Annotated in this window: 11 protein-coding genes and 1 tRNA gene; 5 read left to right on the top strand and 7 right to left on the bottom strand. The window is 71.4% G+C overall.

What is annotated here, in order from left to right; all coding sequences use genetic code 11:
• Positions 1-25 precede the first annotated feature (25 nt).
• The 4 genes from IEY75_RS20780 (at position 26) to IEY75_RS05570 (ending at position 2309) form a co-directional block, all read left to right on the top strand.
• A complete protein-coding gene (locus tag IEY75_RS20780; protein WP_229789375.1) occupies positions 26-454 on the top strand; it encodes a YbaB/EbfC family nucleoid-associated protein in 429 nt (142 codons plus the stop codon).
• A complete protein-coding gene (locus tag IEY75_RS05580) occupies positions 451-759 on the top strand; it encodes a hypothetical protein (protein ID WP_189113124.1) in 309 nt (102 codons plus the stop codon). The genes IEY75_RS20780 and IEY75_RS05580 overlap by 4 nt, the downstream gene beginning before the upstream one ends.
• Positions 759-1412 (top strand): hypothetical protein, encoded by a 654-nt coding sequence (locus IEY75_RS05575; protein WP_189113123.1) that lies wholly within the window; start codon positions 759-761, stop codon positions 1410-1412. Before IEY75_RS05580 ends, IEY75_RS05575 begins: the two co-directional genes overlap by 1 nt.
• A gap of 63 nt (positions 1413-1475) precedes the next feature.
• Positions 1476-2309, top strand: a complete 834-nt coding sequence (locus IEY75_RS05570) for a PSP1 domain-containing protein (RefSeq protein WP_189113122.1) — start codon at positions 1476-1478, stop codon at positions 2307-2309.
• On the opposite strand, the gene IEY75_RS05565 is transcribed toward IEY75_RS05570, so the two are convergent.
• Both IEY75_RS05565 and IEY75_RS05560 read right to left on the bottom strand, forming a co-directional pair.
• Complete coding sequence (locus IEY75_RS05565) at positions 2306-4645, bottom strand: patatin-like phospholipase domain-containing protein (protein WP_189113121.1); 2340 nt, start codon at positions 4643-4645, stop codon at positions 2306-2308. The genes IEY75_RS05570 and IEY75_RS05565 overlap by 4 nt on opposite strands.
• Before the next feature lie 342 nt (positions 4646-4987).
• Entirely contained in the window at positions 4988-6715 is a 1728-nt protein-coding gene (locus IEY75_RS05560) for a metallophosphoesterase (protein ID WP_189113120.1), read from the bottom strand.
• Positions 6716-6819: 104 nt separating this feature from the next.
• Between IEY75_RS05560 and IEY75_RS05555 the strand changes: the two genes are divergently transcribed.
• Positions 6820-6896, top strand: a tRNA-Thr gene (locus IEY75_RS05555).
• Positions 6897-7287: 391 nt separating this feature from the next.
• On the opposite strand, the gene IEY75_RS05550 is transcribed toward IEY75_RS05555, so the two are convergent.
• From IEY75_RS05550 to IEY75_RS05530, 5 genes are all read right to left on the bottom strand, one after another.
• Positions 7288-7671, bottom strand: coding sequence for a peptidase inhibitor family I36 protein (locus tag IEY75_RS05550; RefSeq protein ID WP_189113119.1), 384 nt, complete (start codon positions 7669-7671; stop codon positions 7288-7290).
• A 708-nt stretch (positions 7672-8379) separates the two neighbouring features.
• Positions 8380-9363 carry a PLP-dependent cysteine synthase family protein gene (locus IEY75_RS05545; protein ID WP_189113118.1) on the bottom strand — a complete coding sequence of 328 codons (984 nt, stop codon included), beginning with the start codon at positions 9361-9363 and terminating at the stop codon, positions 8380-8382.
• Positions 9360-10496 carry a histidinol-phosphate transaminase gene (hisC, locus tag IEY75_RS05540; protein ID WP_189113117.1) on the bottom strand — a complete coding sequence of 379 codons (1137 nt, stop codon included), beginning with the start codon at positions 10494-10496 and terminating at the stop codon, positions 9360-9362. Before hisC ends, IEY75_RS05545 begins: the two co-directional genes overlap by 4 nt.
• The gene (locus IEY75_RS05535) at positions 10493-11905 is read right to left on the bottom strand and encodes an MATE family efflux transporter (RefSeq protein ID WP_229789374.1); all 1413 of its coding nucleotides are present in this window, start codon (positions 11903-11905) and stop codon (positions 10493-10495) included. Before IEY75_RS05535 ends, hisC begins: the two co-directional genes overlap by 4 nt.
• Complete coding sequence (locus IEY75_RS05530) at positions 11902-12885, bottom strand: ornithine cyclodeaminase (protein ID WP_189113116.1); 984 nt, start codon at positions 12883-12885, stop codon at positions 11902-11904. The genes IEY75_RS05535 and IEY75_RS05530 overlap by 4 nt, the downstream gene beginning before the upstream one ends.
• Positions 12886-12896 lie beyond the last annotated feature (11 nt).

Below are 12896 nucleotides of genomic sequence, written 5' to 3'. Positions count from 1 at the left end.
GGTGCGTCACCGGTAGCGTCGTGCCGTGACGTTGACCGGTGCGACGAGAGACGGTGCTGCCTGGGACGGCGCGGGGGACGGTGGGGCCCGGGGCGGCGCGGCCCACGGCGGGGACGTGGACGAGGCGTGGCTGGAGGAGGCGGCCGCGCGGTACCGGCGGATCGGCCAGTTGCGGGCACGACTCGACCGGGCGGCCCACGAAATCGAGGTGACGGTGCGGTCACCCGATGAGTTGGTGGAGGTGCGGGTTACCGCCGCGGGGGCCATAGTGGACGTATGTCTGGCTGCGGGAGCGTGCGCTCGGCCCGTCACCGAGCTGGCCACATCGATCAAGGTAGCGGTCGGCTCCGCCATCGACGGTGCACAATGGGCCAGACGCAAGATCGAGCGGGACCTGTTCGTCGACTACGAGACCCTGACGCCGCACCCGACCGCTTCGAGGGATCCCAGGTGAACGATCTGACAACCGTGGCGCACGCCCTCGAAGACGCCGCCCGCCAGCTCGCGGCGAGCGCCGACCTGCTCCACGAGGCCGCCAGCGACGCGACCAGCTTCGGCGGGGACGCCGCCGGCTACACCGGCGAACTGGGCCGGGCGCTGCACGCGCGCTGGGTCGCGGCCCTCGACGCCCGCCGCCGCGAGGTGGACGAGGCCCGGGACGAGATCGCCGCCCTGCGCGCCGCGGTGGCCGACGCCGCCTCGGCGTACACCGACGTCGACGCCGCGGCCGCCGCCCGATGGAGGAGTGAGGAGCGCTGATGGACGCGCTCGACATCGTGCTGGATCCCGCGCGCCCGCTGCTGGCGCGGGTCGACGACGTGCTGCGCGGGCAGGGGATCCCGGGCGGTCACGCCGTCCAGGGGCTGCTGCGCGAGCTGGGCGCACTGCCCGGGGCGGCCGTCGACTCCGTCGCCGCGCTGCGACCTGGCCCACTCGTCCTCGCCCAGCGCCAGTTGGCGCCGCTGGCCGAGGCGTACGCCCAGGCGGCCCAGGTCGCCGCCCGCCCGGTGGCGTGGAGCGGCGCCGCTGCCCAGTCGTACGCGCACCGGGCCGGGGCGCTCCAGTCCCGCCTGCACGGCGACGGGGGAGCCCGCCGCCTCGCCGACACCATCCGGTACGCCGAGGCGCTGGCCACCTGGATGGTCACCGCCCGGACCGGCGTCGCCCGCGCCCTGGGCCGCGTCCTGGGCTCGGCCGAGGCCGTCGCGCTGACCGGGGAGGTCCGGCCCGACCAGGGCCTCGCCCGCGCCGCGGCCGACCTCGCCGCCGAGGTCCTGAGCGCCGTCGTCGCCGCCACGGACGACGCCCAGCGCCTGGCGGCGACCTGGGACGAGCGGATCGCGTACGCCCCGTTCTTCCGGCCGCTCGGCGCCGGCCCCGCGTCGGTCGCCGACGCGCTCCGCATCGGCTGAGCCGGTCCACATCGGCCGCGCCGACACCTGGCCGGCGGGTCGCGCGGTGCCTACGCTTGCGCGATGGGCATGCTGTGCGCGGTCAGCTTCCACCGGTACGGGCGCCTCTACTACTTCGATCCCGGCCCGCTGAGCCCGCGGGTCGGCGACGCGGTGCTGGTCCCGACCGACGAGGGGCCGGAGGTCGCCGAGTGCGTCTGGGCGGCGCAGTGGGTCAGCGAGGACACCAGCGGCTTCCCGCGGCTCGCCGGCCTGGCCGACGCCGGGGCCCTGGACCGGGACGCCCGCCTCCGCCGCCGCCGCGCCGACGCCAAGGTCGCCGCCAAGAAGCTGATCCGCGCCCACGACCTGCCCATGCGGGTCCTGGCCGTCGACTGCCTCGACCCGTCCGGGACCGAACCGGAGCGGGTGACCCTGTACTTCACCGCCCCGCACCGCGTCGACTTCCGCTCGCTGGTCCGCGACCTCGGCGCCACGCTGCACTGCCGGGTCTCGCTCCGGCAGCTCAGCGCCCGCGACTCCGCCCGCGTGCAGGGCGGCATCGGCTCCTGCGGGCGGGACCTGTGCTGCGCCACGTTCCTCACCGACTTCGAGCCGGTCACGGTACGGATGGCCCGGGACCAGGACCTGCCGCTGAACCCGATGCGGATCTCCGGCGCCTGCGGCCGCCTGATGTGCTGCCTGAAGTACGAACACCCGCTCTACGCCGGGAGCAGCACCTACCCCTCGACCGGTCAGCAGGTGGACACGCCGGAGGGCGAGGGCCGGGTCGTGGCGCGGCATCCGCCCAGCGAGACGGTGGTGGTTCGGCGCTCCTCGGACGGGGGGCTCAGGCGATGCGCCCTGTCTGAGGTGTGCGGGTCCCGTCAGGCGTATGAGGAACGACCCTTGAGCTAGCCGTTCGGGCGGGCGTGGGCCAGTGTGGCGAGGGCACCCCCCACGTGGCGACCCAGGATGTGGTACGCATCGAACTGGTCGGCATCGAACCACTGGTCCGCCGTGGAGTCATTGGGGAAGGCGGGATTACCGCTCGCGTACGCCAGCACCGACCATGGCGAGTCCTCCGTCAGGAGCGCGCGACCAAAGTACAGGACCCCCGTCGCGGGTGCCTGGGGCGGCCGGTCGTCGGGGTAGGTGATTGTGGCGCGCAGAACCGCGCTCGTCATGATGCGGGAAGGGTTGGTTCGGTCTGCCGAGTATTCTTCGCCGGCCTGCCCGTCCTCCTTATGTGGGGACGGTTGCTCCAGCGACGTGGGGTCGTCGACGCGATTCGCCGACCCTGCGTCGAAGGTGATGTCGACGCCCAGTTCCTGCCGTGCCAACGCGATCGCCGGACCGAGCGCCGCTCGCGAGAGCGTCGCGCCGCCGCTCGCGTCGATGCAGAACAGCTTCGCCGGCGCATGCCGCAGCGCCTCGACGAGTCCGAGGTTCTCGTTGTGGCCGCCGTCGGTGACGAAGAGAAGCCGTCTATCGGTCGGGTACAGGCCCAGTATCTCGGCCAGGAGCAGCTTCATGGTCCGCGATCGGGGCAGCCGGCAGAGGGGGCACGGTTGGGGGTGGGAGCAGTATCTCGGGTTGGGCAGCCATGCGCCGAGCCGGGCGTTGGTCAGCGCGAAAAGGAGCGTGAACGGGCTGCGTACCGCGCCCATCGCCGACGCGAACGCCGCGCCGGACACCGCCATCGCGGACTCCACGGTGAGATCCCACTGCAGCGGCCTGCCCTTCGCCCGCTCACACAGCGGTGCGGTCTCCAACCAGCCGAGCTGCGGGCTGCCGACGAAGTCGTGCGACATCGAGTACGACACCGTCCGTCGTCCGGGCGGCGCGTACTCCGGTCCCGAGATGTGCGCCGCGCCGATCCAGATCGGTTGCGGGCCTCCCGCCGTGGGCTTGCCGAATGTGTCGAGCCGCGTGCAGACGCCAAAGTCTATTTCGCGTGCGACCCCGTCGGACCGGCGCACCGCGAACGCCCTGGCCAGCCGTCGCTTGTAGAAGAGATGTAGGCCCCACCGCGTCTGGTCGATCCACCAGATGAGCACCAGCAGTCCGGTCACCCCGGCCACGAGCCGCCAGTCCGGCCACGGCGGCATGGTGAACTCGCAGGGCTCCGTCCGCGGGTGGACGTGCGACCTGCATCCGGTACTGCCGACCACCGCGATTAGGTAGAGGAACCAGACGAGGTGCCAGCCGACGAGCGCCACCACCCCCACCAGCACCATGACCCAACGCAGGACGGTCACGGGCAGCCGCTTCGCGACCTGCGCGAGCCGGTCGCGCTTCTGTATTGCCCGCGCAGTCGGTTTGCCCACGGCAGTAAGGATTGCCGCCAGAGTGGCGACGTAGCCCGTCGCGGCCGTTCCCGAGCTGACCAGAAGCGGATCGGGCAGCAGTTCGTCGATCGGACCCTTCTGGACGCCCGCGGGTAGTTTCCAGAGCAATTCGGCGAGTCGCGGCAGGGCGATGACGAGAACTGTGTAGGCGACGAACGCCCCACCGGCGCCGAGGTAGCCCACCCGTAGCCAGGCGCGAACGCGGTGCAGGCGTCCAGGCCAGTTCTCCAGAAGAAACGTCGCCAGCGAGAAGTACAACCAGAGGCCGGCCAGGACTATCGACCAGCGCCAGGCCGCAGTGGCGTGCAGGACCGTCCCCAGTTCGCCGGCGGGCACCGAGTGGTGTGCGACGCGAACGCCCCGATAGCCGAGCGCGATCAGGTAGGCCGCCACGGTGGTGAGCAAGAACAGTGCGAACTGCGCCGCCAGGAGTCCCCGCAGGATTACTCCGAGCGCCTTCAGCCACCCCAGGAACCCGTCCGCGAGGTATTTGCTGTTCCGCCGGAAATGGTCGAATTCCGGACTTCCGGGAGCGAACGCGTCCGACGCCGTCGCCGCGCTTGCGCCCGCTTCAGCCGCTCCCGTCGTGGCGAGCTGGATCCCGCCTGCGGCGTAGCCGCCGCCCGAAACGCAGAAGAGGTACCGCGCCTCTGCCCAGAAGCCCTTGCTCCGCAGGGCGTCGATGGCGCCGAGACTGAAAGCGGCCGATCGGATACCGCCGCCGGAGAGCGCGATCGCCGTGCCGCCGAAGTGTCGACCAGGCGCGACGTTCCAACTCCGGCGCCACGCTGTCCCGGCCTCGTCACCGACGCATGGAATTGGCGGACGCCGCCGAAGGAAATCCGCCAGCCTTCCCTTCCATCCGGAACCGGAATCCGAACGCAGGCGACGCCAGGAGTACATGAGTTCACCATGCACCCGCGACCTTCACCGTGCACGCCATTTGGCGGCCGGCGCGCTCGATCGTGGTTCGATCCGGTCCCCTGGTAGCCCCGGACACCGCGCTGCGGCGCACGGCTCAAGTATCGGACCGTCACTGGTCACGCGGCCCCTATGACGAGCGGTCGTTTAGGCGGTTACGGCAGCCCAGCGAAATCGGATATGATCGGCGGTGCCGCTTTCCGCCAAGCGGCATCTAACTGCATTTTGATTTGCGGAAGACCTGGCTTGTCGAGGTCGTCAGTCCTCAACACTCTCTACATACGAGCGATCTCCGTTCACCGGCGCTCGGCCGGGACCGCCCGGCTACGGGCGGATGACCACCGGTTCCTCGGCCCGCGCCACGACCAGCGGCCGCTCGGGCTCCAGCCACGGCGCGTCCGGCGCCGCCGAGGGCGCCGCCCGCCAGCGGTGCGCCGCCTTCGGTACCGCGATCGGGTGGATCGTCAGGGTGCCGTCGGCGGCGAGGTGCATCCGCAGGAACACCTTGGAGTCCTCGATCCCCTGACCCGCGAACAGCTCGTTGAGGTTCACCCGGAACTGGCTGGCCACCAGCAGGTACGCGGCCACCAGGAGCCCGGACACCAGCCCGGCCACCGGCGCGTAGAGCACCGCCGCCGACAGCAGGGGCAGCGGCCAGACCCAGTCCACGAACGGCAGCCGCGCCCACAGCAGGGCGCCTCCCAGCGCCAGTACCGCGTGCGCCGCCCCGTGCGACAGCCCCACCACCGTGTGGGTCACCCGGCGCGCCCCGTCGTTGCCCGGCGGCGCCGCGAAGAACATCCAGCCGAGCAGGGTCAACGTCAACATGATCCCCAGCGGGATGCTGAACAGCCGCTGCTCGCTGCCGTCCGGCCGGTGCACCAGCAGCTCGGCGACGCTGAGCATGAGCAGCGTCTGGGCGAGCGCGAGCAGCCACAGGAACCCCGGGTTCCGCCACGGCAGCCGCGCGAACACGCCCGCCGCGTACGCCCGCGACCGGGCGGCGGTCGGGTACCGCGCCGTCAGCCGGAACCGCCGCGCCGCGCTGTGCCGCGGCGCCGTGGCGCCCACCGGCGGCACCGCCAGCTCCTCGGGCAGCTCGTGCGTCGAGGCCAGGTAGGCCCCGCCGCCGCCGCACGTGATCAGCTCCCGCCCCGGCGCGCTGTACCGCGCGTAGTGGTGCAGGTCGCCGGCCAGGATGACCCGCACCTGCGCGCCCGTCGGCTCGATGACCGTCCGCAGGAAGAAGTCGACCGTCTCGTACGCCTTGGGCTGGTCCACGGTCTTCACCCAGCCCGGCGCCGGCACCGCCAGGACCACCCGCGACCCGGCCGTCAGCGCCGTCGCCGCCGCCGTGAAGTACCGCAACTGCGGATCGTCGAGGTAGGCGCCGAACTGCTCGTCGATTCCGAACACCCACCAGTCGTGCGGCAGCCGCAGCGCGAAGTACGACCGGGCCTGCCGCGTCCGCCAGCCGCCCACGTTGCCGGCCGGCTGCCGCGCGAAGACCCGCAGGAACGCGGTCAACCCGTCGTACCAGTCGTGGTTGCCCGGCACGGCGTAGATCGTGGGCTGCGGGCCGGTGCGGGGCGCGGTGGGCAGCGCCGCGCGGTACGGCCCCCGGAACCTGTCCTCGTAGGCGTCCGCGCTGGCCGTCGGGTACACCTGGTCCCCGCCCATCAGCAGGACCCGGCCGCGCGGCAGCTCCTCGCCGGCGACGGTGAGCGCCGGCTGCGCCAGCAGGTAGGCGACCGAGTAGGTCGCGTCGAACCCGTCCCCGAGGTCGGCCACGTAGTCCAGCCACAGCTCCCCGTCGGCGCCCATCTCGTCGTACACGTCGGCCGGCAGGGCACTCTGGAGTTCCCGCTTGTCCAGGTAGGCGCCGAACAGGGTCGCCAGGAGGGTGCGCAGGCCGGTGCTCAGCAGCAGGATGGGGGCCAGCCAGGGGACCGGCCGGCGGGGGGTGAAGCCGAGCAGCCAGGGATCGGTGGACGTCGGTCGGACAGGCACGGTGGGGTGGTCGTCGACCCGTGGGGTGGCGTCGCCGGTCATGACGGCAGCGTATCGGCGCGGGCGGCGCCGGGGCAGCACTCCTGGGTGCTTTGAGGTACCCGGGGGACCGGAGCGGGGGGTGATCGCGTATGCTGCGGTGCGTTGCCGCCTTAGCTCAGTCGGCTAGAGCGACGCACTCGTAATGCGTAGGTCGACGGTTCGATTCCGTCAGGCGGCTCCAGGCAAAACCCCAGGTCAGCGGCCTGGGGTTTGCTTTTTTCCTCGATCTTCCCCATTCGGCGCGCGTCCAGGTCGTCACCGAAACAGACGTGGATCGAGGTACACCGGCACCTGTCCGCCTGGCGCAGCCTCGCCGTCATTGTGCCCGGTGTGTTGCGTCTCCCACCGGGCCGACATCGAGTCGGGCACCGACCCGGACGCCGGCCGACCACACCGTCCGGCAGATCGCCGACATGTTCCACGTCCCCCTGCACCGGCTACGGGCACCTCGACGAGACCAGCATCGGCCACCCACCCGCGCCCCGCCGGTAAGGGGGTTGAGGAGGATCGGTACAGGATCCTCCTCAACCCCCTTCTGGTGCTGCGGCCGGTCGCTGTCCGGACCAGTGCGGTCAGAACATCCGCTGGAAGGAACTGATCCGGTCGTTGAGTTCCGCGCCGACGTTGGGGTTCGCGCCGCCGCCGTCGAGGCAGAGCAGCTCGCCCTGGTAGTTGACGTGGTCGTAGAAGCAGACCCTGCTTCCGGTGCGGTTCCAGATCGACGTGGTCCGGTCGTTCATGGCGGAGCCGATCCACGAGACGAAGGCGTCGTGCTCCGGCTGGAAGCGGTACCGGCCCGCGTAGTTGCCGTCGTCCCAGAGGCAGACGTAGCTGTCGGGGCAGTCCCTCCACTCCTTCCCGTCCGCCTGGGCGGCGCCGGTTGTGGTGGCTTGCAGGGCGGTGCCGGCGAGGATGGTGACGAGGGCCGCCATGGCAGCCTTGACGTTCGTGCGCATCAGAATCTCCGTACTGTCGAGTGTGGTGTGCGGCATTTCACTGTTCGGCATTCCGCCGTTGATCTTCGATATGGTGAATCGGCGGGAGAGAACGCGGCGGCCTCATGTGCGGTGGACCGGGCCTACCGTCTGGGTCGAGGCGTCCCGCACCTCGCCTGAACTGCCAATACGTCAGGATGAAAACGGCTCAGTGGCAAAGCTTTATGGCGGACTCCCTGTGTGGGGAAAGCGAGGCGATCGGTCAGGTGGGTGCTCGGCGATGGGGCCACCGCAGTACCGCAACCGCCCCCGGTTCGGGCGGCGCTGCAATGGCCTGCGCCGCTTGCCCCGACAACGTTCGTGGGTCGGCCAGGGGAAGCACAAGCAGGTGGGACGCTTGCGGGACGCCCGGGACGCCAGCACCCGCACTGCCCAGGACCGGGCTGCGGCGTCCCGGGACGCGCCGCTGAGGCGGGTACGCGGCCTTTGATTCTCTTCTCTACTACCTGGGCCTGCGGGTGGCCGAGCTGGTCAGCCTCGACGGCGCCGCCGAGAGGGAGGGAGTAGGCCCTCCTACCTCCGACAGGGCGTCCCGCGCTGGTGGCCGGTGAACGCCGCCGCCGGCACCCCGCCGGCCAGTCGGCGCCGTTTCGCTGACGGCCGGCGGTGCGCGCCGGGTAGCCGCAACCTCGCTGCCGTGGCGAATGATGGTCGACGATGTCGGGTGGGCTAACGCAGCATCGACGCCAGTCGGTTGACCACCTGTGCGTCGAACAGCGACGCGCCCGCCATCCAGTCGTCGTTGAAGACCGTGTCCAGGTACTTCTCGCCGCCGTCGCAGACCAGCACGACGATGGTCGTCTGCGGGCCGACGGCCTCCGCCCGCTCCAGGGCCTTGAAGATCACGCCGCCGGCCGAGCCGCCGACCAGGATTCCGTAGCGGCGCGCCAGGTAGCGGCAGGTCTCGAACGCCTCGGCGTCGGTGACTGTGACGCCGTCGTCGATCAGGTCGTAGTCGATCAGGTCGCCGATCTCGGCGCCTTCGGGCGTACCCGTACCGGACTGGTGGTAGGGGGCGCCCGCTCCGCCGAAGACGACCGAGCCCAGCGGCTCGACGCCGATGATGGCCAGGTCGGGGATGCGTTCGCGCAGGACCCGGCCGGTGCCGCACAGCGAGCCGCCGGTGCCGACCGCCCCGTACAGGTAGTGGATCTCGTCGCCCAGCGCGTCGAGGAGTTCGCGGGCCAGCGGCTTGTAGCCGTTGGGGTTGCCGCGGTTGCGGTGCTGCGCGGTCCAGTAGGCGCCGTGGTCGGCGGCCAGCCGCTCGGCCGTGGCGTCCCGCTCGGCCGTGGCCAGCGCGTCGTCGTCGCCGCCGACGTTGACCAGTTCGGCGCCGTACGCCTGCATGGACCGCTGCTTGTCGCTGCACGAGTGGTTGTCCACCACGGCGCTGAACTTGTACCCGCGTTCGGCGGCGATGAGCGCCAGGCCGACTCCGGTGTTGCCGGACGTGGACTCGACCAGCCACCCGCCGGGTTGGAGCAGTCCCTGCTCCTCGGCCTCGTCCACCATGGTGCGCGCCATGCGGATCTTCGCCGTGCCGGTCGGGTTGTACTGCTCCATCTTCAGCAGTACCGTCCCCATTCCTTCGTTCACCGCGAGTCGGAGCAGGGGGGTGTTGCCGATGAGGTCGGAAATCCTGTCCTTGATCACTGTGCGCGCCTTCCGCAGATGTCGAGCAGTCGTTCGATGAAGACGTCGTTCTGTTCGGGGGCCGCCAGGGAGGCGCGGACGAAGCTTTCGTATCCGGGCTCCCGCCACGCCTTGACGATGATTCCGCGGCGGTGCAGTTGCAGGGCGACCTCGTGCGCGCTGCGCCCGGTGTCGATGAACAGGAAGTTGGTGGAGGACGGCGCCACGCGCAGCCCGGCGGCGCGCAGCCGGCCCGCGACCCGGGCGATCTCCAGCCCGGTCCGGCGCACGGTCTCGGCCAGGTGCGCCTGGTCCCCCAGCGCGGCGACCGCGGCCTCCTGGCCCAACCGGTTGACGTTGTACGGGGTGCGTACGCGGTCGAGTGCCCGGACGAGCGCGGTGCTGGAGGCGACGCCGTAGCCCACCCGGAGCCCGGCGAGGCCGTAGGCCTTCGAGAAGGTGCGCAGCACGATCCAGGGTCGGTCGATGTCGCGCAGCATCTCCAGACCGTCGGGGTATTCGGGGTTGGGGCGGGCGAATTCGTGGTACGCCTCGTCCAGCACCAGCAGGGTGGACGGCGGGGTGTCCGCGACGATCTGTGCCAGCTCCGCCCTGGCGAACATCGCCCCGGTGGGGTTGCAGGGATTGGCGAGGAAGACGAGTTTCGGACAGGCGGCCAGGGCCTGCTTCCAGGCGGTGGCGTCGAAGCCGAACTCCGGGGTGACCGGCACCTTCTCCACCCGTGCGCCCATCATGCTGGGGAATATGTCGTGCAGGCTGAAGCCGGGTGCCTGGGTGACGACGAGGTCGCCCGGGTCGAGCACCGCCTGGCACAGCAACTCCAGGATGTTCTCCGAGCCGTTGCCCAGGACGATGCGTTCGGGTGGGACCGCGAGGGCGCGTCCGAGGGCTCCGGCCAGTCGCTTCCCGGTGGGGTCCGGGTACCGGAAGATGTCGGCGAGGTGCCCGGACACCGCCGCGGTGACGGTGGGGGAGACCCCGAAGGGGCTCTCGTTGTTGGAGAGCTTGATGACCGGGGTGACGCCGCTGGCGCGCGCCACCTCGTCCGGGTCGGCGCCGGGGTCGTAGGCGGGCAGGCCCTCCACTTCCCGGCGCAGCAGGGTTCCTGCCGTGGGTGTACGCACTTCGGTCATGACGGAATCGCCTCCAGAGGAAGGTGGCCGGTCGCCGACTTCCGCAGCCGGTCGACACGGCGCAGGAACGCGTACACGAGAATCGCGGCGGTGGCCGCGAGGCCGACGGTCTGCCCGATCCAGACCCCCTGTACGCCCCAGTCCGCGGCCACCCCCAGCAGGTAGCCCATCGGTAGGCCGATGAGCCAGTAGCCGACCAGGGAGATGCGGAACGGCCCGGCGGTGTCGCCGATGCCGCGCAGGATGCCGTTGCCGATGTTCTGGCCGGCGTCGAAGACCTGCATCGCGGCGGCGATCAGCAGGCCCGAAACGGTCAGGGCGATGACGCCCCGGTCCGCCGTGTGCGCCGAGGCGACGAACAGGGACACGATCGACTCGGGGATCACCAGGTACGGGACGGCGATGACGAGCGTCGCGGCGCCGCCCCAGGCCAGGCTCAGCAGGCCCAGGCGGCGGGCCCTGCCGTGGTCGCCGCTCCCACTGGCCTCGCTGATGTGCACGGATGCCGCGTGGGAGAGCCCGGCGGACACCATGAAGACGATGTAGACGATCTGGTTGAGGACGGTCTGCGCGGCCAGCGCCCCGACGCCCAGCGTGCCGACCAGCAGCGTGAGGACGCTGAAGAATCCGGCCTCCGAGGCGTAGGTGCCCGCGATCGGCAGCCCCAGCCGCCACACGGCCGCGACCGCGTCCCGCGACCAGCGCCGCGACCCGGACCAGCGCAGGTGCCGGCGGATGGTGCGGTCGCGCAGGACCAGCGCCGCGAACACCAGGAACGACAGCAGGAACACCGCGACGGTGGCGATGGCGACGCCGACGAAGCCGAGTGCGGGCAGCCCGAGCCCGCCGTAGATCAGGACGTAGTTGAGGCCGATCGTCAGGCCGACCGACCCGAGCGTGATGCCCAGCAGGGGACCCGGCTTCTTCAGGCCGGTCGTGACGTGGCGCAGGTTCTGGAACCACAGGCACGGCAGCATTCCCGGCGCCAGGATCATCAGGAAGTCGCCGGCCCTGCCGACCACGGCCGGGTCCTGGCCCAGCCGGACCAGCAGCGGACCGACGCAGAGCAGCGCCGCGCAGAACACGCCGCCGCTGACGGTCGCCCAGAAGAACCCGGCGAACAGCAGTTCACGGATCCGCGCGTGGTCGCCGCGGACGTGGGCCTCGGCGACCAGGTTGCTGACCCCGGTGACGAGCCCCGTGCCGGTGGTGCGCAACTGGTTGAACAGGGCGATGGCCAGGCCGGCGGCGGCGATGTCCAGTGCGCCCAGCCGGCCGAGCATCACGATGTCCACGGTGGTGAGCGCGACGTAGGCGAAATTGGTCAGGATGAGCGGGAGCGCGAGGGTGAGCAGGGCACGCGAGTCCGCGCGCCACCACCGGTCGGCTCTCTGCGTCGTGGTGTTCACCAGAACGCGACCCTTTCCCCGCGTCCGTCGGCCAGCGCGAGGTCGGCGACGTAGCGGCCCAGCGCGGCGTCGGTCACCGCCATTCCGCTGTTGTAGGCGAACACCACGTCGCGCGGGTCGCGGCGGGCGGGCGCCCGGCCGAGCAGGATGTCCGGCAGTTCGGCGTCCACTGTCGGTCGGCTGCCGTCCGGGGCCCGCAGGTCGTCGCTGGTCGCCATCATCTGTGCGGTGTCGGTGGCGATGCGGTAGTCCGCGCCGTGGCAGACGTCCGGGTGCACGCCGTAGCCCAGCAGCACGGCGACGGCGCCCGGCTTCATCGACTCCCGGCGGACCTCCTGCCGGGCGGACAGGCCGGCGGCGCCGATCACGATGTCCGCCCCGCCGGCCGCCTCCTGGAGGTTCTCGACGATCTCCACGTCGATGCCCCCGACGCTGTCCTGCACCGCGCGCAGGCCCTCGGCGTACGTGCCGAAGACCTGCAGGCGGTCGAGCTTCGGCAGCGCCGCGAGCAGCATCGGCAGTGCCATCTGGCCCTGTACCCCGGTGCCCACCACCAGGGCGGTCCGGGCGTCCGGGCAGGCCGCGCGGGCGAACAGCGCGGTGGTGGCCGACGAGCGCAGGGGGCCGAGCCGGACCACGTCCATCAGCGCGATCGGCGCCCCGGTCGTGTCGTCGCAGAGGAACACGAACGCGTGGAAGCGGTAGCTGTCGCGGGTGCGCTGCGGGTCGAACTCGTAGACGGCCTTGAAGCACACGGTGTCGCTGCCGGCGTCCCGGGCGACCATCGAGTAGCTCAGGGAGTGGTGGTCCGGCGGCTCCACGATGGTCTTGACCGGGTTGTCCGACCCCGCCTCGCGCAGCGCCCGGTAGGCCCCCTCCACGACCTTGATCACCTGCGGGTAGTCGACATCCAGGCCCTCCAGTTGGGACTGCGGAAGCAGCCACAACTGTCCGGGCGGGGCATAGGGCGGTAGCGGCATCGGATCTCCTT

This window comes from Pilimelia terevasa (assembly GCF_014647915.1).
GTDB lineage: Bacteria > Actinomycetota > Actinomycetes > Mycobacteriales > Micromonosporaceae > Pilimelia > Pilimelia terevasa.
Note: the sequence above shows the minus strand (reverse complement) of the source record. Positions and strands in the feature narration are given on the sequence as shown.

What these genes read in the sequence shown, in the direction of transcription:
- IEY75_RS05560 (WP_189113120.1), bottom strand. Translation starts at nt 6,715, where the DNA reads ATGACCGGCGACGCCACCCCACGGGTCGACGACCACCCCACCGTGCCT.
- IEY75_RS05575 (WP_189113123.1), top strand. Translation starts at nt 759, where the DNA reads ATGGACGCGCTCGACATCGTGCTGGATCCCGCGCGCCCGCTGCTGGCG.
- IEY75_RS05565 (WP_189113121.1), bottom strand. Translation starts at nt 4,645, where the DNA reads ATGTACTCCTGGCGTCGCCTGCGTTCGGATTCCGGTTCCGGATGGAAG.
- IEY75_RS05530 (WP_189113116.1), bottom strand. Translation starts at nt 12,885, where the DNA reads ATGCCGCTACCGCCCTATGCCCCGCCCGGACAGTTGTGGCTGCTTCCG.
- IEY75_RS05570 (WP_189113122.1), top strand. Translation starts at nt 1,476, where the DNA reads ATGGGCATGCTGTGCGCGGTCAGCTTCCACCGGTACGGGCGCCTCTAC.
- IEY75_RS05550 (WP_189113119.1), bottom strand. Translation starts at nt 7,671, where the DNA reads ATGCGCACGAACGTCAAGGCTGCCATGGCGGCCCTCGTCACCATCCTC.
- hisC (WP_189113117.1), bottom strand. Translation starts at nt 10,496, where the DNA reads ATGACCGAAGTGCGTACACCCACGGCAGGAACCCTGCTGCGCCGGGAA.